This is a genomic window from Larkinella sp. (assembly GCF_965227735.1).
GTDB lineage: Bacteria > Bacteroidota > Bacteroidia > Cytophagales > Spirosomataceae > Larkinella.
This window is the reverse complement of the sequence record NZ_OZ245776.1, coordinates 165728-184074: the sequence shown is the minus strand read 5'-3', so window position 1 is coordinate 184074 and position 18347 is coordinate 165728. Positions and strand designations below refer to the sequence as shown.

Below are 18347 nucleotides of genomic sequence, written 5' to 3'. Positions count from 1 at the left end.
TCGGTTTACGGTTTTCAGTTTACGGTTGGCTGACGCACACATGAAATGAATGCGTCAGCCAACCGTAAACTGAAAACCGTAAACCGTAAACCCGCATAAATATGAAACGTAGAGATTCTCTCAAAGCCATAACCCTCAGCAGCCTTGGATTTGCCGGTTTGAATCCGCAGATTTCCGCTGCTGAATCCATCCTGCCTCCCGATGTCAAACCGGCGAAAATCCCCGGTGGTCGTCAGAAATTTGAAGCGGAGCGCGATGCCAAACTGAATGCCGACAAGTTTTTTACACCCCACGAACTGAAAACCGTCACGGTATTGGGGGATATCATTATCCCGGCCGATGCCAAATCCGGCAGTGCGTCGCAGGCAGGGACCCCGGCGTTTATCGAGTTTATGATGAAAGACCAGCCGCAGTGGCAGACGCCGATGCGGGGTGGCCTTCGCTGGCTCGACAACGTGTGTACGAAGCGGTTTGGCAAGAAGTTTGCTGATTGTCTGAAAGCCCAGCAAATCGAAATCGTAGACGAAATCGCCTACCCGGGCAAAGCCAAGCCGGAAATGTCGCAGGGCGTCGCGTTTTTCAACATGATGCGCGGGTTTGTCGCCACCGGTTTTTTCACCAGCCAGATGGGTATCAAAGACCTCGGCTACGTCGGCAACACGCCCAACCAGTGGGAGGGCGTTCCGGCTGATGTGTTGAAGCAATACAATTTAAGCTACGACGAATAAATGATGAATGATGGACGATGAACGGGCTGTAGCAATCTCCATACCGCCCTCATCTTCATCGTTCATCATTCGTAACTCATCATTCCCTTATGGCTACTCGACGGATTTTTCTGCAACAAACTGGTTTGATTGCTTCTTCACTGGCGTTTTCGCCCCTGACCATTGCACAGTCGCCCAAAAAAGACCGGCTGGGTGTGGCACTGGTGGGCCTGGGCTATTACAGTACCGACCTGATTGCGCCGGCTTTGCAACTGACCAAAAATTGCTATCTGGCCGGTATTGTAACCGGAACTCCTTCGAAAGCCGAGACCTGGGCAAAGAAGTACAACATTCCCGAAAAGAATGTGTACAACTACCAGAACTTCGACAAAATCGCCGATAACCCGGACATCGATGTTGTCTATGTGATTTTACCCCCATCCATGCACCGCGAGTATGTGATCCGGGCGGCCAAAGCGGGCAAACACGTTTGGGTGGAAAAACCGATGGCCATGACGGAAAAGGAGTGCCAGGATATGATCAACGCCTGCAAGCAGAACAAACGCTCGCTGGCCGTTGGTTATCGACTGCAGCACGAACCGAATACGCAGGAATACATCAAGTTTCTGCGTGACGGCAAAATCGGCAAGATCAAGATGGTGAGCTGTTCGGCGGGCTACAACGACAACCGCACCACGCACTGGAAGCAGAAAAAGGAAATGGGCGGGGGCGTGATGTACGACATGGGCGTTTATGTGTTGCAGGGCGCGCGGCTGGCAACGGGCGAAGAACCGATTTCGGTGACCGCCCAGCAATATACGACTCGTCCTGAAATCTACAAAAACGGCCTGGACGAGACCACAATGGCCCAACTCGTGTTTCCGAGCGGGGCGCGGGCAGCAGTTCAGACCAGCTTCGGGATCAATATGAATTTCCTGCACGTGACGGGTGAAAAAGGGTTTCTGAAAATGGAACCGTATTCGGCCTACAACGGTCAGACGGGTGAAGCATCGGGTGGGGTGAAAATCAAACATCCCTACGACGTTCCCCGCCAGCAGGCCATGCAGATGGACGACGATGCCGACGCCATCATGAACAACAAACCCTTGATTGCCCCCGGCGAAGAAGGATTGCGCGACATCCGGATTGTGGAAGCGATTTATCGGGCGGCCAAATCCGGCCAATCGGTGAAGTTGACCTAGTGTAAACCACCCGACCGATGAATCTCGCTAAAGCCGTAACGCATCGTTCCGGGATTCTCTTCCTTGTATTCTTTCTTTTCATTTTCCGCTTCAGCCTCGCCCAGCCGGATCAGTGTACGCCTACAGCCGGTCAGTTTACGGGTTCGCTTCAGATCAGCCCCGGCATTGGTTGCATGCCTCTGAAAATTACGGCCACAAGCGGCCTCCGAAATGTGACGAACGTTCGGTATGTGTATGATTATCAGGGAGGAGCGGTAAAAGATTCGGACTTGATCAGGGATTCGGTTTTTACCTATCGAAAGCCCGGACTATTCCGGGTTCTGCAATATTCGGAACAGGACGGACGCCAGCTTCGGGTGTGCGCCATTGTTCAGGTGTACGACACGCTGCCGCCCGAACTGGTGGTGACGGGCTGCCAAACGCGGGTGATGGTCACCATTCCGAAGTCGGCGGAGTATCAATACGACTGGTACCGGATCGATTGGGGCGATGGGACGCAGGAGCAGCTTGGTGGTGTGTCTCCCGTTGGGGTTCATACCTACGCCAATGATAGCCAGCGTTTTATTTCCGTTCGGGGAGTGCATCTCTACGGCAATTGTGGCGGCACGACCCGGGTTTCTTTCCGGCCCGATACGAAAGCCATTACGCCCGTCATCGACCAGGTGCAGGCCGTCGGTGCCCATTCGATCGACCTGACCATCAGCAATCCCGGCGGCAACCGCTTCCGGATTGAACAGCGGTCGCCCGGCGGAACCTACGTCCAAACCAGCCATCGCTCGGACGCAGTGAATGCAACGGTCCGTTTGGATGCGGATACGACGGTGGCGGTTTGTTTTCGACTCATTCTCGCCGATACCTGTTTACAGGCTGCGCCTTCCGCCGAGGTGTGTTATACGCCCCCTAAACCACCCAAACCCGCTCCGGTTCCCGACTCGACGGTGTTCATGCCCGACGCGTTCAGTCCCAACGCCGATGGCATCAACGATCAGTGGCAGCTTCAGGGGCTTTTGAGCGGAAAGGCAACGCTGACGATTTTCAATCGCTGGGGCGAGGTGGTTTTTTCGACGGATGATGCCCTAACCGGTTGGGATGGTAAACAACAGGGGAGAACCGTTTCGCCGGGAACCTACTCGTACTGGCTGGATCAGGAAAAACCGGATGGCAGGCGGTGGCAAAAACGGGGTTTCGTGGTGTTAGTGCCGTAATGATTCCGTTCTTTCCAGTCCAATGCTGGTCGGCAAACCGTCGAGGCTCGTCAGATTTTTTTCGATAACATAATCCTCAAGTCCTTTTTTGCCGGTTTTCTCAGCCCACTCAAAGTGGATGTCGCGCTCACCGGCGTAATCGAACAAGGGTACGCCAAATCCGCAGGAAGTTTGCACCAGGTCGATATCGGCCAGGATCAGTTGGCGGGTACTCGGGTAAATCGTGAAATTTGGAGCATAGACCGCCCACTCTTCCGAACCGGGCAAAACCGTACGCCCTTTGCCGTACAGCCGCAAAATCAGGGGCGGACCTTCAAATGAGCAGAACATGATCGTGATGCGGCCATTTTCCAGGGTGTGGGCGGAGGTTTCGTTGCCACTGCTGATGAGATCCATATAGCCCACCTGGTTGTCCGACAATACGCGAAAACAGTCCAGTCCTTTGGGCGAGAGATTGATGCGACCATCGCCACTCAGCGGGGCGGTGCTGACGAAAAAAATGCGTTGTTTTTTGATGAAAGTCTGGTGAGGAGACTTGATGGCATCGTGAAATTTACCCATAAAGTTCGTGTAATTAGCGGAGCGTAAATATACCAAAAAACGGCTATTGCCCCGCCTGTTCCAATTGCCGGAGGTTATTCTTTGCTTCTTCGTAATCCGGTTTCAGCGCTACGGCCCGGCGGATGTCAGCTAAAGCTCCGGCGCGGTCGCCGAGGTAAAACCGGTCGACACCCCGGTTGTGCAACGCCGTCGGATCCCTGGGTTTGTAACGCAGATACCGTTCGTAATCAGCCAGGGATTCTTTGTATTGTTTAAGTTGCAGATACGTAAAACCGCGCGCCGTCAGCACCACCGAATCTTTGCCGGGTGCCAGCTCCAGGGCTTTGTTGAAGTCGCGCAGGGCTTCCTGGAAACGACTGGTTTTGTTGTAGGTCAGTCCCCGGTTATAATACACATCGCTCTTGGTCGAATCCATCCGGATGGCCTGGTTATACATTTCCAGCGCTTTTGGAAAGTCATTTTTCAGTCCATAAGCATTGCCCAACCCTTCGAAGCAATGGTAGCGGTTGCTGCCGTTCTCCACGGCTGCCTTGAATTGCTGCATGGCTTCGTCGATGCGGTTATTTTTGCCATAATAATCACCCAGACCCTCACGCATCTGGTCGTTGTCAGGGTAATATTGAAGCGCATGGAGCCAGAGCGTTTCGGTGTTTTTCCAGACTTTCACCTGTTGAACCGTCCGGTAAAAACACAAGGCGGTAAAGACGCTTAAACCGATGGTAGCCAGCCGGAACCGGGAAGGCGATTCGCCCGTCAGCAGGTATAATCCATATACAATCAGAAAGATCAGGCCAAAATAGGAGAGGTAGCTGTATCGGTCGGCCATGATGGCGGCTCCGACGGTCATGAATTGCAGAACGAGGAAAATAGTAATCAGGAAAAAAACGATACCAAAAACCACCAGCCGTTGCCGCTCGTTTTTTGCCTTCAGCAATTGCCAAATAGTGAAACCAATCACAATGAGAAAAGCCACCGGTCCCAGCCAGTGTTGCGGCTCGATGTTCCGGACGTTTTCGGGATAGGGATAAAAAGCCGACAACCGAAAGGGGGCAATGAGTTTGATGAGGTACATCAGAAAACCGTAGCTGCCGTAGACCAGCCAGCGGGCGGCAAAGGGTTCCTGCCCGACGGCGTCTTTTTTTTCCGCAATCCGAAGCAGCCAGCCGTGAAAATCACCCCCGGCCTGCACGTTGGTTGCCACCAGACCCACGAAAACCGCTACCAGCAGAAACGGGAGTTTTTCAACTAAAACCGCCGGTTGAAAGGTCTTTTTAAGGCTTTGATCGCCCGCTTTCCAATAATCGATCAGCAGAAGGACAAAAGGCAGTACGACCGCCATCGCCTTCGCCATACATGATGCTACAAACAACAAAAACGTTAGAAATAACCAGAATTTTGACCCTGAAATCCGGTAGCGGAGGTAGGTCAGACAGGCCGACAGGAAGAAAAACGTGTAGAGGACATCTTTCCGTTCCGACACCCAGATGACCGATTCGACGTGCATCGGATGTAGTCCCCAAACTGCGGCCACAAACAGCGCAACCCACTGATTTTTATGACTTAATTGATACGCAAAACCGAAAACCAGGAACGTATTGAGAAGATGCATTGCCGTGTTGGTAACAATAAAGGACGTGGCTTCCGGCCCGAAAAAAGCCGAGTTGGCGGCCAGAGACAACATCGTCAGCGGGTGGTAATTCAGCGCAACCACCGACTTGAACAACGTCCGGACGTGATCGGCGGTGGGTTCCAGAACGTACGGATTTCCGAATACATATTCCGAATCATCCCAGTCGACAAACCCATTGCTGAATCCAAAAGCGTAGGCGATGAAAACCGTTAGCAGCAGCAGCGGGAGCCAGAGGTAGGTTTGGTAGCCCTTTATCGCCAGCGCGGGTGGTACTGGCTGGGTCGGTTTTAAGGAAGAAGAGGCAGGTAACGCCTGTGAACGCGACGGGTTGGTCCGTTGTCCGGTCGGTTTATTTTTGGCCATGGCAGGATGCAGAGTTCGGGTAAATTGCCGCAAAAGGTATACCACAAAAAAGCCCCGCAGGTCATCTGGCGGGGCTTTTTTGTGGAAAATAGCGGGCTATTCCTTAACAACTTTGTCTATTTTTCCTCTTTGATCCTTCAGCTTGGGGCGTGTTACGCCGTACGAACCGCGCCAGATTTTACCACGTTTGGTTTTAACATCTCCTTTTCCCATGTTCAAAAATTTATGTGTGTAGATGTAAAAGATCCTCATTGACGGCAATTGTCAACAAGAAATCATAGTTAATCATTTAATCGCACAAATCAAAGGCCGATCGCCAGGAACCCTGTCCGCGTCCATTCTTTGAACTATCGGGTAAGGCCAATCCCTCATATTTCCAAACATCTGTCCCCGGATCGGGTTATCCTGCAAACAAAAACGCAAAAAAATACAGGTATGGCGAATACAGGAACACCGGTTTCGGGCCAGTCCGGAATCGGACCACTCGAACCGGAAATAAGCGGATCGAGTCGAATCAATGTGGGAGAAGAGGAGCGGGTTTGGTCGACAGCCGGGGGTGCCCTGCTGGTGGCCTTTGGCCTGAAAGGCGGATCATTGAGCGGGTTGTTACTGGCTGCAGCGGGTGGTTATCTGGCGTACCGGGGGTTGTCGGGACATTGCCCTGTTAGTGAAGCCGTGGGCCGCAATACGGCACAGGGCGAAGCAACGGCGGTAAAACCCATCGAAATTTCAGCCGGTATGACCATTTACAAACCCCGCGAAGAGGTGTATCAATTCTGGCGGAAACTGGAGAATCTGCCCCGGTTTATGTCCCACCTGAAAGAAGTAAGTCAACTGGATTCGACGCATTCCCACTGGGTTGCCCAGGCTTCACCGACGGGTGGCGCGGTGGCCGAGGCCCTGGGGACGGTGGAATGGGATGCCCAGCTAATCCACGAAACACCCAACGAGCGGCTGGTCTGGAAATCGGTAGAAGGTGCCCGGGTCGACAACGCGGGCGAGGTGCGGTTTCGGGATTCGGCAGACGGTTTTGGAACCGAAATTCTGGCCACGATCCACTACCGGCCACCCGTGGGCCAGATCGGTAGCGCGCTCATGAAACTCTTTAACCCGACATTTTCGCAGATGATCGAAAAAGACCTGTACCGGTTTAAGGAAATCATGGAGAAAGACGATGTTGAAGCCGCGCTGAATCAGCCGAGCGAATTGCCGACGGGAAGCGCACAGCTTTGATAGGCATGTATTAAATAAAGAATATCGAATACTGAATGTTGAATGGCGAATAACGAAGTAAGTGCACTGGATCTCGGCACTTACTTCGTTATTCGCCATTCAACATTCAGTATTCGATATTAATTTTTTCACCTTCAAATAGGGGGATTCAGCTTTACAACTGTCATAGGGTCGAACAGTAAATAACAACGACCTAATGGACTTGCAACAACTGGAGCACGAACTGCTCCCCCTGACCGCCTATGCCGCCCCGGTGGTGTTTGGCTCCGTTCTTTTGGAGTTCTGGCTGACCCGCCACGACGAAGAACACCGGTATCAAAGCCGCGATTTCTGGTCGTCGGTGGGCATTGGGGCCGGAAGCCTGCTGATCAATGCCATTCTGAAAACCAGTGTTTTCGGGATGGCATTGTTTTTCTATCACCTCACGCCCTGGCGGCTCGAAACCCGCTGGTGGACCTGGCTGCTGGCCTACGCGCTGATTGATTTCTGCAACTATACAGCGCACTGGATTGCCCACAAACAGCGCGTCTGGTGGGCTACGCACGTTACGCACCATTCGTCCGAACACCTGAATTTTTCGACGGCTTTCCGCAATTCGTGGACCCAGCATTTGAAATTGGTGTTCTTTATACCAGCCTGGTTATCAGGCATTAACCCGGTTGTTATCCTGACGTGCTACCAGATCGACCTGCTGTACCAATTCTGGATTCATACCGAAATGATCGGCAAATTGCCGCGCTGGTTTGAATTTTTCTTTGTGACGCCTTCCCACCACCGGGTCCACCACGGCAGTAACGACCGCTACCTCGACAAGAATTTTGGCTCATCGCTCATCATCTGGGACCGCCTGTTCGGCACGTTTCAGGAGGAGGACGAAGTGCCGGTCTACGGCCTGACCAAACCGGTGGAGTCCTATAATCCGGTGTATCTGAACTTCCACGTCTGGGTCGAGATTGGCCGCGACCTGCGGAAGGCGAAAACCGCCCGCGAGGTCGTCAATATTCTTTTTGGCCCCCCGGTATAGGGGCAGGAGTCATTCCCGCGACCAACGTATTTGTTTTTACTTGAGACACGGCCAACTGGGGAATTATGTGAAAGTCGGGTTCGTTATTTCGGTATGAAACGTTCCAAACCGGCACTTGAGCTTAAAGAAACAGACCTGGACCGCATTGTCGAAATGGCATGGGAAGACCGCACGCCCTTTGATGCCATCGAAGCTCAGTTTGGGCTGTCGGAACAGGCAGTGATCGACGTCATGCGTCGGCAACTGAAACCGTCGTCGTGGCGAAAGTGGCGCGAGAGGGTTCAGGGACGGGCTACCAAACACGCGGCTTTGTCGGCGGTGGAAGATGCCCGGTTTAAATCGAACCAGCAGCGGACGGTGACCCACAACCGGATTTCTAAAACGATGCGTTACAACCCCAGCGATTTCAAAAAAACGTCCCGGTAATTGCTGCCGATGGGGATTTCATTTTTGCCAATAAAAACCCGGTTTCCTTCGATGTGCGTGATCTTCGATTTGTTGACCAGGAAGGAGCGATGCACCCGTAAAAACCGGGATTTGGGGAGCAGTTCTTCAAAACTGGAGAACGTCATGCCGGGCAGAATCGTGTTTTGCGTCGTTATAATTTTTGTATAATTGCCGCTGGCTTCCGCGTATAACAAATCGGAATAAAAAATTTTATAAATCTTTCCGTCGGTTTTTACGAAGAGATAATCTTCTGTGTTTTTGTCAATGGTTTCCGGAAGAACTACAGGGACAGGCTGTAATCGTTCCAGTGCTTTGTCGACCGCGACGATGAACCGTTCCAGCGAGAAAGGTTTTAATAAATAGTCGATGGCCGACAACTCGAAGGCATCCACAGCATATTCTTTGTAAGCAGTTGTGAAGATAACCTGCGGCTGATTTCTGAGTGTTTTCAAAAAAGAAATCCCATTCAAAACCGGCATATTGATGTCCAGGAAAAGAATGTCGATGGTCTGTTTTTGAAGTTCTGCTTTGGCTTCCAGCGCATTGGCACAAGATGCTACGACTTTTAAATTCGGGAAATGTCCGCAATAGGTCTGGATAATTTCCCGGGCAATGGGTTCGTCATCCACGATCAAACAATGGAATGTTTTCATTTTACTTTCAGTTGCAACATGACCTGGTAAAAACCGCCTTCGTCCTGTATGGAGAGTTCATGAGCATTGGGATACAGCAAATCAAGTCTTTTTCTGACATTAGCCAGCCCTAAACCGCTTCTTTTTTCAAGAAGACTATTTTCGTCAGACGTTGAGCCGTGTGAATTCTTCACGGAAAATAGGAGATAGTTTCCCCAGGTTTTCAGGTTTATTTCAATCGAAATATACGGTTCTGTCGTGTTTTTGGAATGCTTGAAGGCATTTTCGATAAACACAATGAGCAACATCGGCGCAATGTTAATGTCGCTACGGGTCAGGTCTTCCATCGAAGTCGTGAGGGTAAGCCGGTCGCCGATGCGTATTTTCTCGAAATCGATGTAGTTATTGATATACGCCAGTTCGTCCCGCAAAGGCACAAACAATTCCTTGGCATCATACACCGAATACCGGAGTAAATCAGAAAGTTTTAATAATAGCGTGGGAATTTTCTCGTGTTGAGAAATTGAAATACCATATAAATTATTCAGGGTGTTAAAAAGAAAATGGGGACTTAACTGGGACTGGAGTAGATGCAACTCGCTCTGGCTTTGTTCGGCTACGGCTTTCGATTCCTGTAGCTGATTTTCAACGGTTATTCGCCCCAGTTTAATGAGCATTCCAATGGCAATGCTCATCAGGAAAAGCGGCAAATAAAACAAGATTAAATTGAGAAAAACCCGGGTTTCCCCGAGCGGAAAATCGGCGTGAAAAAAAATCCAGCAAATGCAGAGAATGCTGAAAATTGATAAACCAATGAAAAGGCGTAGCGGTATTTTTTTCGATACCCACACCAGCGAAATGTACCGACCAGTATAGATGCCTCCCAAAAAGAACGCGGTGGCGGCAAAGGCCGCTTCTTCATCATCCCGCGTCACGATGGATTGGGTATATAAATTACTTGCGAGGTAAATCGGTACGGCCGTAATGAGGCTAAAAACCAGGTGTTTTTGAAGTTCCGTTAGTCCTGCAAAGTCCGTATTTTCTGCTTTCTTCATATTTGTTGCATCCGCATGGGCTGGGTTGAATTCCAAAGCTGACGAAAATATTCCACTCCGGTAAACATCCCGGATGAACCCGAATAAACCGCTGACATAAACCTTGTATGGCCGTACCAAGTATTTTAACCCCCAAAATTCGCGTTCTGTCAGCCGGTCAGTGCAGTATGGCCTGATTTATTGCCGACGGTCGTTGCGCCATTCATATTTGCTCGGCAAGTATGACAATTGCTTTTACAACGACTAACCATGAAGTCATTTTTTTCCATCCTCTTCCTTCTTATTGCTGTTTCAGCGTCGGCTCAATCCGCTCTCAAAACCATTTGGGGCGTCGTCAAGGATTCCCGCAATGAAGCCGTACCGGGCGCGACGGTGAGTTTGTTGAGCGCTTCAGATTCGACTTTGGTCCGGGGTGAAATCACCAACGGCAAGGGCAAATTCGAGCTTAAAAACCTGACCAATAGCCAGTATACCCTGCGCGTTTCAAGCGTTGGCAGCAACGACTACCGGAGTGGGTTGCTGACCATCGACGACCAGCACCCGGTGGTTTCGTTGCCGGTGATTATTCTAACTGCCTCAAAAACAATGCTAAACGAAGTGGTCGTAGTGGCAAAACGACCTCTAATCGAGCAGGATATCGATAAAACCGTCGTAAATGTAGATGCGATGATTTCCAGTGTCGGCAGCAACACGCTGGAAGTGCTCGAAAAAACGCCCGGTGTTATGGTCGGTACCGACGGCGAAATTAGCCTGAACGGAAAAGCCGGTGTGCTGGTTTTGATCGACGGTCGGCAAACCTACCTGTCCGGGCCGGATTTGGCGTCGTATCTGAAGTCATTGCCCGGCGGTTCGCTGGATAAAATTGAACTGATGACCAACCCGCCCGCCAAATACGATGCGGCTGGAACAAGCATCATTAACATTCGTCTGAAAAAAAACCGGGTGCAGGGTTTTGTCGGGGATATTTCCGCCAGTTATAGCCAGGGCGTGACGGCACGGACCAATAATGTAATCAACGTTAATTTCAACCGTAAAAAGATAAACCTGTTTGGGAGTTTGGGATATAGCCGGGATGCTGATTACGCAGATGATTCGTATAACCGAACGCTTTACAATGAGAATTCTTCCAGTATCTCCTCGGTCGTTTTACAGAATAATCTTACGTATACCGTTCCCGGAATCATGACTCGGCTGGGCATGGATTATGCCGTTTCGTCCAGAACAACTTACGGTTTTGTGGTTAATTATCAGAACCGTACCAAGCAGGAAAGGCTCGATTATTTCAGTAAAAATAGTGGGGCCGATTCAGTTTTAGACTCGCTTGGAAAAGGGTATACCAAGGGTACTTTCAACTGGCGAAATCTGGGAATAAATGGCAATTTTCAGCATAAATTCAACCCGGAGGGTCGGGAACTCACGGCCGATGTCAACTACAGTATCCACCAGACAATGGGTGATCAACGACTCACTACGATGATCAGCAACGCGGACTATTCCAATACAAACCGTAGTGATTTTTTGTATAATCTGCCTTCGGAAACCGCCATTTATACGGCCAAAACCGATTACGTGCATCCCTTAAAAAATAAGGCCGTTGTGGAAGCTGGTTTTAAATCCAGTTTTGTAACCAATGATACGGATTCCCGTTATTATTCCGTTTCAGGTACTTCCCAAACCCCGGATTACGGCAAATCCAATCATTTCATCTACCGGGAAACCATCCAGGCGGCTTACCTCAACAGCCGCAAAGAGTGGAAACGGATGGCGGCCCAACTCGGTTTTCGACTGGAAAATACGCTGGTAAATGGCCGTCAGTTGGGAAATGCGGAGGTAAAAGAAACCGCGTTTGATATGAAGTACATGCGCTTGTTTCCTACGGCTTTTTTACGGTATAAGCTGGATAGCCTGGGTAGTAACACCCTGACAATGAGCATAGCCCGTCGGATTAGTCGCCCGAATTACCAACTGCTGAATCCGTTTTTATTCTACCGGGATACGTATACTTATATGGTAGGAAATCCGATGTTAAAACCGCAATACCATTTTCAATATGAATTGAAGTACCAGCATAAAAGTAACTTCGGCATTGCGTTGCAATACAATCAGTTTACCGATGTGATTTTTCAGACGATACAAGCCATCGATGATATTTTTATCACCAGTCCGAACAACGTGGCAAGCGGTCGTATTCTGGCCATGGCAACCAATTTAACCCAATCACTCACAAAATGGTGGACGTTAAGTGCCAACTTAACCATCGCCCACATGGCATTAAATGGGATGGCTTATTCTGAAAAACTTAACCCGGAAATCTACCAGGCCAGAATGAATCTTGTCAATCAATTAAAATTTGAAAAAGGCTGGAATGGCGAAATAACCGGTTTTTTTGTCACCAAAGATTTGAATGGGCAAAGGATAACGGATCCGCGTTATCGGATCAATCTGGCGGTGCAAAAGAAAGTTTTAAAAGACAAAGGAAGTGTTCGCTTGTTAGCTGAAGATCTGTTTCATTCATGGAAACTAAAAGACCGAACGGTCAGTCTGAAACAGGCCGATGCATTTCATACCCAGGTCAACGATACGCGCCGGATTGGGGTGGCGTTCTCGTACCGGTTTGGCAAAGAAACCTTCGCCCGGAAACGCCGGCACAACGACAATGCCGCCGATGCGGAGAAAGGAAGAGTGGATTGAGGGGTAGAGATAGAAACTCGTTGAGGCATTCTGTTCTGCCCCCAACCCCCTGAAGGGGGCTTTTCAATCCGGATGCATAAAGCCCCCTTCAGGGGGTTGGGGGCAGAACAGAATGCCTCAGCAACTGAAAACCGTATACCTTACTTATAAAGCGCTTCGCGTTGTTTTTTCACATTCTCGTCGGTCAGGTACTCGTCGTAGGTCATCAGTTTATCCAGGTGGCCGTTCGGAGCGATTTCGATGATGCGGGTGGCGATGGTTTCGCCGAACTGGTGGTCATGCGAGGTGAACAAAATCGGACCTTTGAAGTCGATCAGGCCGTTGTTGAGGGCCGTAATAGATTCGAGGTCGAGGTGGTTGGTCGGTTCGTCCAGCAGCAGCAGGTTGGCCCCCGAAAGCATCACTTTGGAAAGCATACACCGCACTTTTTCGCCCCCGGACAAAACCGTCGATTTCTTCAGCGACTCCTCACCCGAAAACAGCATCCGGCCCAGAAAACCGCGGATGAAACTTTCGTCTTTTTCCACGGAGAATTGCCGCAGCCAGTCCACCAGGTTCAGGTCATTCTGGAAATATTTATCGCGACCAGTGTCATTCGGAAAGTACGAAGGCGTGATGGTAACGCCCCATTTGAACTCGCCGGAGTCGGCTTTGCGTTCGCCGGCCAGAATATCGAACAGAGCCGTGACGGCCAGACCGTCGCGGCTGAACAGGAACACCTTGTCGCCCTTCCGCATCGTAAACGACAGGTTCGTGAACAGCCGGGCGCCGTCTTCGCTCGTATACGTCAGGTTTTCGACGTTCAGAATCTGGTCGCCGGGTTCGCGTTCCGGTTTGAAATTGATGTAGGGATATTTCCGGGATGAGGGTGCAATGTCGTCGAGGGTCAGTTTTTCGAGCAATTTAGCCCGGCTGGTCGCCTGTTTCGACTTGGAAGCGTTGGCCGAAAACCGCCGGATAAACTCCTCCAGTTCCTTGCGTTTGTCTTCCGTCCGTTTGTTCTGATCCTGGCGTTGTTTCAGGGCCAGTTGGCTCGATTCATACCAGAACGAATAGTTGCCGGTAAAAAGCCGAACTTTAGAGAAGTCAATATCAACGACTTGCGTACAAACCTGATCCAGGAAGTGGCGGTCGTGGGAAACCACAATCACGGTATTCTTGAAATTGGCCAGGTAGTTTTCCAGCCAAAGGCTCGATTCGACGTCGAGGTTGTTGGTCGGTTCATCCAGCAGCAGAATGTCCGGATTACCAAACAATGCCTGGGCCAGCAGCACCCGCACTTTTTCGGAACCGTTCAGGTCGGCCATCTGGCTGTAGTGAAGGTCTTCTTTGATGCCCAAACCGCTCAGCAGTGAAGCCGCGTCCGACTCGGCATCCCAGCCGTTCATCTCCGCAAATTCGCCTTCGAGGTTGGCCGCCCGCTCGCCGTCGGCATCCGTAAAGTCGGTTTTGGCGTAGAGGGCGTCTTTTTCCTGCATGATGTCATACAGGCGTTTGTTGCCCATGATGACGGTTTGCAGAACCGGAAAGTCATCGTAGGCAAACTGGTTCTGGTTCAACACCGAGAGCCGCTCGCCCGGCGTGATGACGACCGAACCCGTCTGGGGTTCAATTTCGCCCGACAGGATTTTCAAAAACGTTGATTTGCCCGCTCCGTTGGCGCCGATCACCCCGTAGCAGTTGCCCGCGGTGAATTTTATGTTGACGTCGTCGAATAAAACCCGCTTGCCGTAGCGGAGTGAGACGTTTTGTACTGAAATCATTCGATTGCTCTCCTTGTTGAAATGAAGGTGCAAAGGTACGGAAATTTGCCCTTTTTTGCCATTTTACCAGCAAATGAATCTCAAAATGCCGCGAAAACCCCGGCAGCGGCCAGCGGCCCTGTCAGCGGTTTTCGCTTTTTTCAAAATTACGTGATCAAGTAGTGTGTATAGTTGGGGAGGCTTTTAATTGCTGACAGGGCTTTTAACCGCTGACAGGGCCGTTGGTCGCTGTCAGGGTTTAGTATTTCTCTATTTTGCTGGCCCCACTGGCATTCTGGTTGACGTTGGCCGGATTGCCTTTGTATCGGATTTTGCTGGCCCCACTGGCTTCTGCCGTCAGCGACTGGGTGGCGGTAATGTCGGCATGGCTGGCCCCCGTCGATTTCACGTCTACGGACTTGGCCGCGTAGTCGAAGGCTTCGACGTGGGAGCCACCGGAGGCATCGACGGTAAGCTGATTGATCAAACTGGTGATGGAATCATCTCCGCCTGTCGTGATTCTGGATTCGATCAGTTGCAGCTTCGAACCGCCGGACACCACTGCCCTGGTACGGGTGGCGATCACTTCCCAGGTTCCGTGCGCACCGCCGGAGAGCTCAATGTCCAGGTCGGTCAGATTTGCAAAACCTTTCACGCTCGCATGGACTCCGCCCGAGAAGTTGGCACCCCGCAGGTTCGGCATGGTGATCGTGAAAGCAGTTGTATATTTCCGGCTTTTGTTAGTGCGGTAACCGGCGAACAGGGTGCCGTTACGAACCTCCACATCCAGCTCATCCAGGTTGCGCTGATCGCCTTTGGCCATGATCTTAAAACCCGGACCGTTCTCCAGTGTAACCTCAAAACCGCTGCCCATTTCCAGGCGGTCGAAACCCGTCAGCAAAAAGGCTTTCTCGCCTTCCTGAAGTGGCCCGATGTCTTCACGGTTACAGCCGGACAGAACGCTGGCGAAAACCGCCAGTAGCGTTGCAAATAAAAATAATCGTTTCATTGGTCGTTGTTGTTTATTTCAATCAAAATTGGCGGGAATCGGGTCACGGTTCAAGTTTTAGGTGGATCAACTGCGTTTTTTATAACCTGAACCGGCTGATTGCGGTTGTTAACCTAAATTACCGTATGTTGGGATTGAATAGTTCGCTTTGAATACCGGATTTCCTTTTAGCCCTGCACTCATGTTATATCGTTCCTTTTTATCGTTTGTCGTAATTTTAGTCCACGTCGCGTCCTACGCCCAGTCGCCCTATAAACCGTGGATGATTGGGGAATTCACGAAGCAACATGCCGCCAACCCGGTTTTGGACGCCCAAAAAAACACCACGTTCGATTGCCCGTTGCGGGGCGAAACCGTGCGCTGGGAGGAAAAAGACGTCTTTAACCCGGCGGTGGTGGTGCGAAAAGGCAAAATCTGCATGATTTACCGGGCCGAAGATACCGTCGGCAAACACGCCGGAACCTCGCGGCTGGGGCTGGCGACCAGCACCGACGGCATCCATTTCAAGCGACGGCCCAAACCGGTTTTCTACCCCGACAACGATCCCATGAAGTTGTACGAGTGGGAGGGCGGCTGTGAAGATCCGCGGATTGTGGAAAGCCCGAACCGGGTGTATGTCATGACCTATACGGCCTACGACGGCGACAAGGCCCGGCTTTGCGTGGCAACCTCCAAAAACCTGATCAACTGGAAAAAACAGGGGCTGGCCTTCGATGATTTGAAATACCGCAACGAATGGTCGAAGTCGGGTTCGATTGTGTGCAAACGCATCGGGAGCCGATTGGTGGCCGAGAAAATCAACGGAAAATACTGGATGTACTGGGGTGATCAGCCGCAACTGTATTGCGCATCGTCGCCCGACCTCATTCACTGGACGCCCGTCGAAACCCCCAACGGCAAGCTCTTTGCGGTGGCCGAACGGCGGAAAGACAAGCACGATTACCGCCTGCTCGAACCCGGCCCACCCGCCCTGTTGACTCCCAACGGTATTGTGCTGTTATACAACGGCATGAACCACGGGAAAGACGGCGACCGGGATTTACCGGACGGAACCTACGCGGCCGGTCAGTTGCTGTTCGATGCCAGCGAGCCCACCAAACTCATCGACCGTTCCGAAACGTATTTCATGAAACCGGATCAGCCGTATGAGATTGTTGGCCAGATCAACAACGTTTGTTTTATCGAAGGATTAGTCCCCTACAAAGGCCAGTGGTTTTTGTATTACGGCACCGCCGATTCCAAAATTGCCGTCGCCACCGCCCCCGAAAAACCCTGAAACTCGTCCACACACCAGCCCAACGGGCTGACATCATTAGCCCCGGATGCAATCCGGGGGTGTATTACAGGTGATCAATTATTCCTTTCCCGGCATCCAGCCGCAGCACCTTCGTTACGCAGGTCGGAATTTCCTCGGCGTAGTGCGACACATACAGCAGCGTCCGTTCGGGCGACTGGCATAGTTCATCGACTAAATCCCGGAACCGGGCGATGTGGGCCGGATCGAGGTTTTGGCAGGGTTCGTCCAGCACGAGCAGGGGCGGGTTTTTCACCAGGGCGCGGGCCAGCAACACCCAGCGTTGTTCGCCCGTAGAGAGTTGGGACAGCCGCTTGTCGCGCAGGGGCTGGATGCGCAGTAAGTCCAGCATAAATTCGACCTGTTCAGTTTGGTCCGGGGTCAGTTTGCGGAACAGCCCCGCCGTGTCGAACAGGCCCGAAGACACTACTTTCCAGACCGGTTGCTCGCGTGGAAAATACAGGTGGAGTTCCGGCGACACAAAACCGATGTTGCGTTTGATGTCCCAGATGCTTTCGCCGGTGCCGCGTTTTCGGTCAAACAGTTCATAATCATTGCGGTAACTCTGCGGATTGTCGGCAGTGATCAAACTCAGCAAGGTCGATTTGCCCGAACCGTTGGGTCCCAAAACCGCCCATTTTTCACCCCGTCGAACTTCCCAGTTGATCGCGTTCAACACCACTTTCTCGCCGTAACTCACCATCACATTCCGCATTCCGATGGCATTCCTGAACGAAATGGCAGCGGTGTTCAGCCAGCGGGGGAGCAGGGTCGGGTCGGTCAGGGTTTCGGGGGCGGATTCGGGCAGTGCAGGCATTTCTGATTTGGGGCCCTGCCAACTGATCTGGCCGTCTGTTAATTCAACGACGTGGGTAATACAATCCGGAATTTCGCGGGGTGTTGTCACCAGCACCAATGTCGTTCCTTCGGCGGCAATCCGGTTCAGAATCCCGTGCAGCCGTTCGCGGCTGCTGACGTCCAGACCACCAAACGGGTTGTCGAGCAGCAGAATTTCGGGACGGCGCAGGAGTGAGCGGGCCAGCAGCGTCCGGCGGGTTTCGCCGTTGGAAAGGGAGGTAAGGTGCCGGTCAAACAAGTGCGTAATATGCACCCAGTCAGCCACTTCGGTCAGCCAGTGTTCCGGAAAAGCCGGTGGCGGCAATTCGACAGACTGTTCATTGACGGTTCCGGTGGGCTTGATCCGGTGTTGCAAAACCTCCCAAACCGTCGGCGATTCTTTCGCCGAATCCGCATTGAACCGCTGCTGGTAATAGCGGGCCGAAGAAGCCACCTGCCGGTCGAACCGGTAATCATTCGCCACCTGTTCCACTACTTCCCGCAAAACACCCACCGGGTGTGAATAGGTGCCACCCGCCACGGGCAACCGCCCGCTCAGGGCATCGAGAAACGAGCTTTTTCCCGAACTCGTAGGCCCCAGAATCGCCCAGTGTTCACCGGGTTTCAGGGTCCAACTCAGGTTCTGTAAAACAAGGCCGGTAGGTCGGCGGACGGTGGCATTTTGTAAACTAAGCAGTGGACTGATAGACATTTC

Annotated in this window: 16 protein-coding genes; 8 read left to right on the top strand and 8 right to left on the bottom strand. The window is 51.6% G+C overall.

Translation table 11 applies throughout. The features are described 5' to 3' along the window. Window positions 1-101: 101 nt before the first annotated feature. The 3 genes from ACO064_RS00715 to ACO064_RS00705 all read left to right on the top strand — a co-directional run bounded on the left by ACO064_RS00715 (window position 102) and on the right by ACO064_RS00705 (window position 3114). Window positions 102-728 carry a gluconate 2-dehydrogenase subunit 3 family protein gene (locus ACO064_RS00715; RefSeq protein ID WP_421825514.1) on the top strand — a complete coding sequence of 209 codons (627 nt, stop codon included), beginning with the start codon at window positions 102-104 and terminating at the stop codon, window positions 726-728. Between the two features lie 89 nt (window positions 729-817). Beyond that, window positions 818-1909 (top strand): Gfo/Idh/MocA family protein, encoded by a 1092-nt coding sequence (locus tag ACO064_RS00710; RefSeq protein WP_421825513.1) that lies wholly within the window; start codon window positions 818-820, stop codon window positions 1907-1909. 17 nt (window positions 1910-1926) lie between these two features. Next, window positions 1927-3114: a gliding motility-associated C-terminal domain-containing protein gene (locus ACO064_RS00705; RefSeq protein WP_421825512.1), complete on the top strand. Its 1188-nt coding sequence runs from the start codon at window positions 1927-1929 to the stop codon at window positions 3112-3114. On the opposite strand, the gene ACO064_RS00700 is transcribed toward ACO064_RS00705, so the two are convergent. The 3 genes from ACO064_RS00700 to ACO064_RS00690 all read right to left on the bottom strand — a co-directional run bounded on the left by ACO064_RS00700 (window position 3103) and on the right by ACO064_RS00690 (window position 5881). Beyond that, window positions 3103-3675, bottom strand: a complete 573-nt coding sequence (locus ACO064_RS00700; protein ID WP_421825511.1) for a pyridoxamine 5'-phosphate oxidase family protein — start codon at window positions 3673-3675, stop codon at window positions 3103-3105. The genes ACO064_RS00705 and ACO064_RS00700 overlap by 12 nt on opposite strands. A 43-nt stretch (window positions 3676-3718) precedes the next feature. Continuing rightward, a complete protein-coding gene (locus tag ACO064_RS00695; RefSeq protein WP_421825510.1) occupies window positions 3719-5668 on the bottom strand; it encodes a tetratricopeptide repeat protein in 1950 nt (649 codons plus the stop codon). 96 nt (window positions 5669-5764) lie between these two features. Beyond that, window positions 5765-5881 carry a 30S ribosomal protein THX gene (locus ACO064_RS00690; protein ID WP_138991675.1) on the bottom strand — a complete coding sequence of 39 codons (117 nt, stop codon included), beginning with the start codon at window positions 5879-5881 and terminating at the stop codon, window positions 5765-5767. A 222-nt stretch (window positions 5882-6103) separates the two neighbouring features. Here ACO064_RS00690 and ACO064_RS00685 point away from each other — a divergent pair, with 222 nt between their 5' ends. The 3 genes from ACO064_RS00685 (at window position 6104) to ACO064_RS00675 (ending at window position 8351) form a co-directional block, all read left to right on the top strand. Next, complete coding sequence (locus ACO064_RS00685; protein WP_421825509.1) at window positions 6104-6901, top strand: SRPBCC family protein; 798 nt, start codon at window positions 6104-6106, stop codon at window positions 6899-6901. A 196-nt stretch (window positions 6902-7097) separates the two neighbouring features. After that, entirely contained in the window at window positions 7098-7925 is an 828-nt protein-coding gene (locus tag ACO064_RS00680; RefSeq protein ID WP_421825508.1) for a sterol desaturase family protein, read from the top strand. A 93-nt stretch (window positions 7926-8018) separates the two neighbouring features. Further along, window positions 8019-8351: a TIGR03643 family protein gene (locus ACO064_RS00675; RefSeq protein WP_421825507.1), complete on the top strand. Its 333-nt coding sequence runs from the start codon at window positions 8019-8021 to the stop codon at window positions 8349-8351. Here ACO064_RS00675 and ACO064_RS00670 read toward each other — a convergent pair. Both ACO064_RS00670 and ACO064_RS00665 read right to left on the bottom strand, forming a co-directional pair. Then, window positions 8315-9025: a LytR/AlgR family response regulator transcription factor gene (locus ACO064_RS00670; RefSeq protein WP_421825506.1), complete on the bottom strand. Its 711-nt coding sequence runs from the start codon at window positions 9023-9025 to the stop codon at window positions 8315-8317. The genes ACO064_RS00675 and ACO064_RS00670 overlap by 37 nt on opposite strands. Continuing rightward, window positions 9022-10059 (bottom strand): sensor histidine kinase, encoded by a 1038-nt coding sequence (locus tag ACO064_RS00665; protein WP_421825505.1) that lies wholly within the window; start codon window positions 10057-10059, stop codon window positions 9022-9024. The genes ACO064_RS00670 and ACO064_RS00665 overlap by 4 nt, the downstream gene beginning before the upstream one ends. A gap of 249 nt (window positions 10060-10308) precedes the next feature. Here ACO064_RS00665 and ACO064_RS00660 point away from each other — a divergent pair, with 249 nt between their 5' ends. Further along, window positions 10309-12750, top strand: a complete 2442-nt coding sequence (locus ACO064_RS00660; protein WP_421825504.1) for an outer membrane beta-barrel protein — start codon at window positions 10309-10311, stop codon at window positions 12748-12750. Between the two features lie 140 nt (window positions 12751-12890). Here ACO064_RS00660 and ACO064_RS00655 read toward each other — a convergent pair whose 3' ends face one another. Both ACO064_RS00655 and ACO064_RS00650 read right to left on the bottom strand, forming a co-directional pair. After that, complete coding sequence (locus ACO064_RS00655) at window positions 12891-14513, bottom strand: ABC-F family ATP-binding cassette domain-containing protein (protein ID WP_421825503.1); 1623 nt, start codon at window positions 14511-14513, stop codon at window positions 12891-12893. Between the two features lie 238 nt (window positions 14514-14751). After that, window positions 14752-15501, bottom strand: a complete 750-nt coding sequence (locus ACO064_RS00650; RefSeq protein WP_421825502.1) for a head GIN domain-containing protein — start codon at window positions 15499-15501, stop codon at window positions 14752-14754. Window positions 15502-15682: 181 nt separating this feature from the next. On the opposite strand from ACO064_RS00650, the gene ACO064_RS00645 reads away from it, so the two are divergent. Further along, entirely contained in the window at window positions 15683-16777 is a 1095-nt protein-coding gene (locus ACO064_RS00645) for a glycoside hydrolase family 130 protein (protein WP_421825501.1), read from the top strand. Window positions 16778-16841: 64 nt separating this feature from the next. On the opposite strand, the gene ACO064_RS00640 is transcribed toward ACO064_RS00645, so the two are convergent. Next, complete coding sequence (locus ACO064_RS00640) at window positions 16842-18344, bottom strand: ATP-binding cassette domain-containing protein (RefSeq protein WP_421825500.1); 1503 nt, start codon at window positions 18342-18344, stop codon at window positions 16842-16844. Window positions 18345-18347 lie beyond the last annotated feature (3 nt).

Coding starts and splice junctions, on each gene's coding strand:
- ACO064_RS00715 (WP_421825514.1), top strand. CDS start 102: ATGAAACGTAGAGATTCTCTCAAAGCCATAACCCTCAGCAGCCTTGGA.
- ACO064_RS00710 (WP_421825513.1), top strand. CDS start 818: ATGGCTACTCGACGGATTTTTCTGCAACAAACTGGTTTGATTGCTTCT.
- ACO064_RS00705 (WP_421825512.1), top strand. CDS start 1,927: ATGAATCTCGCTAAAGCCGTAACGCATCGTTCCGGGATTCTCTTCCTT.
- ACO064_RS00700 (WP_421825511.1), bottom strand. CDS start 3,675: ATGGGTAAATTTCACGATGCCATCAAGTCTCCTCACCAGACTTTCATC.
- ACO064_RS00695 (WP_421825510.1), bottom strand. CDS start 5,668: ATGGCCAAAAATAAACCGACCGGACAACGGACCAACCCGTCGCGTTCA.
- ACO064_RS00690 (WP_138991675.1), bottom strand. CDS start 5,881: ATGGGAAAAGGAGATGTTAAAACCAAACGTGGTAAAATCTGGCGCGGT.
- ACO064_RS00685 (WP_421825509.1), top strand. CDS start 6,104: ATGGCGAATACAGGAACACCGGTTTCGGGCCAGTCCGGAATCGGACCA.
- ACO064_RS00680 (WP_421825508.1), top strand. CDS start 7,098: ATGGACTTGCAACAACTGGAGCACGAACTGCTCCCCCTGACCGCCTAT.
- ACO064_RS00675 (WP_421825507.1), top strand. CDS start 8,019: ATGAAACGTTCCAAACCGGCACTTGAGCTTAAAGAAACAGACCTGGAC.
- ACO064_RS00670 (WP_421825506.1), bottom strand. CDS start 9,025: ATGAAAACATTCCATTGTTTGATCGTGGATGACGAACCCATTGCCCGG.
- ACO064_RS00665 (WP_421825505.1), bottom strand. CDS start 10,059: ATGAAGAAAGCAGAAAATACGGACTTTGCAGGACTAACGGAACTTCAA.
- ACO064_RS00660 (WP_421825504.1), top strand. CDS start 10,309: ATGAAGTCATTTTTTTCCATCCTCTTCCTTCTTATTGCTGTTTCAGCG.
- ACO064_RS00655 (WP_421825503.1), bottom strand. CDS start 14,513: ATGATTTCAGTACAAAACGTCTCACTCCGCTACGGCAAGCGGGTTTTA.
- ACO064_RS00650 (WP_421825502.1), bottom strand. CDS start 15,501: ATGAAACGATTATTTTTATTTGCAACGCTACTGGCGGTTTTCGCCAGC.
- ACO064_RS00645 (WP_421825501.1), top strand. CDS start 15,683: ATGTTATATCGTTCCTTTTTATCGTTTGTCGTAATTTTAGTCCACGTC.
- ACO064_RS00640 (WP_421825500.1), bottom strand. CDS start 18,344: ATGTCTATCAGTCCACTGCTTAGTTTACAAAATGCCACCGTCCGCCGA.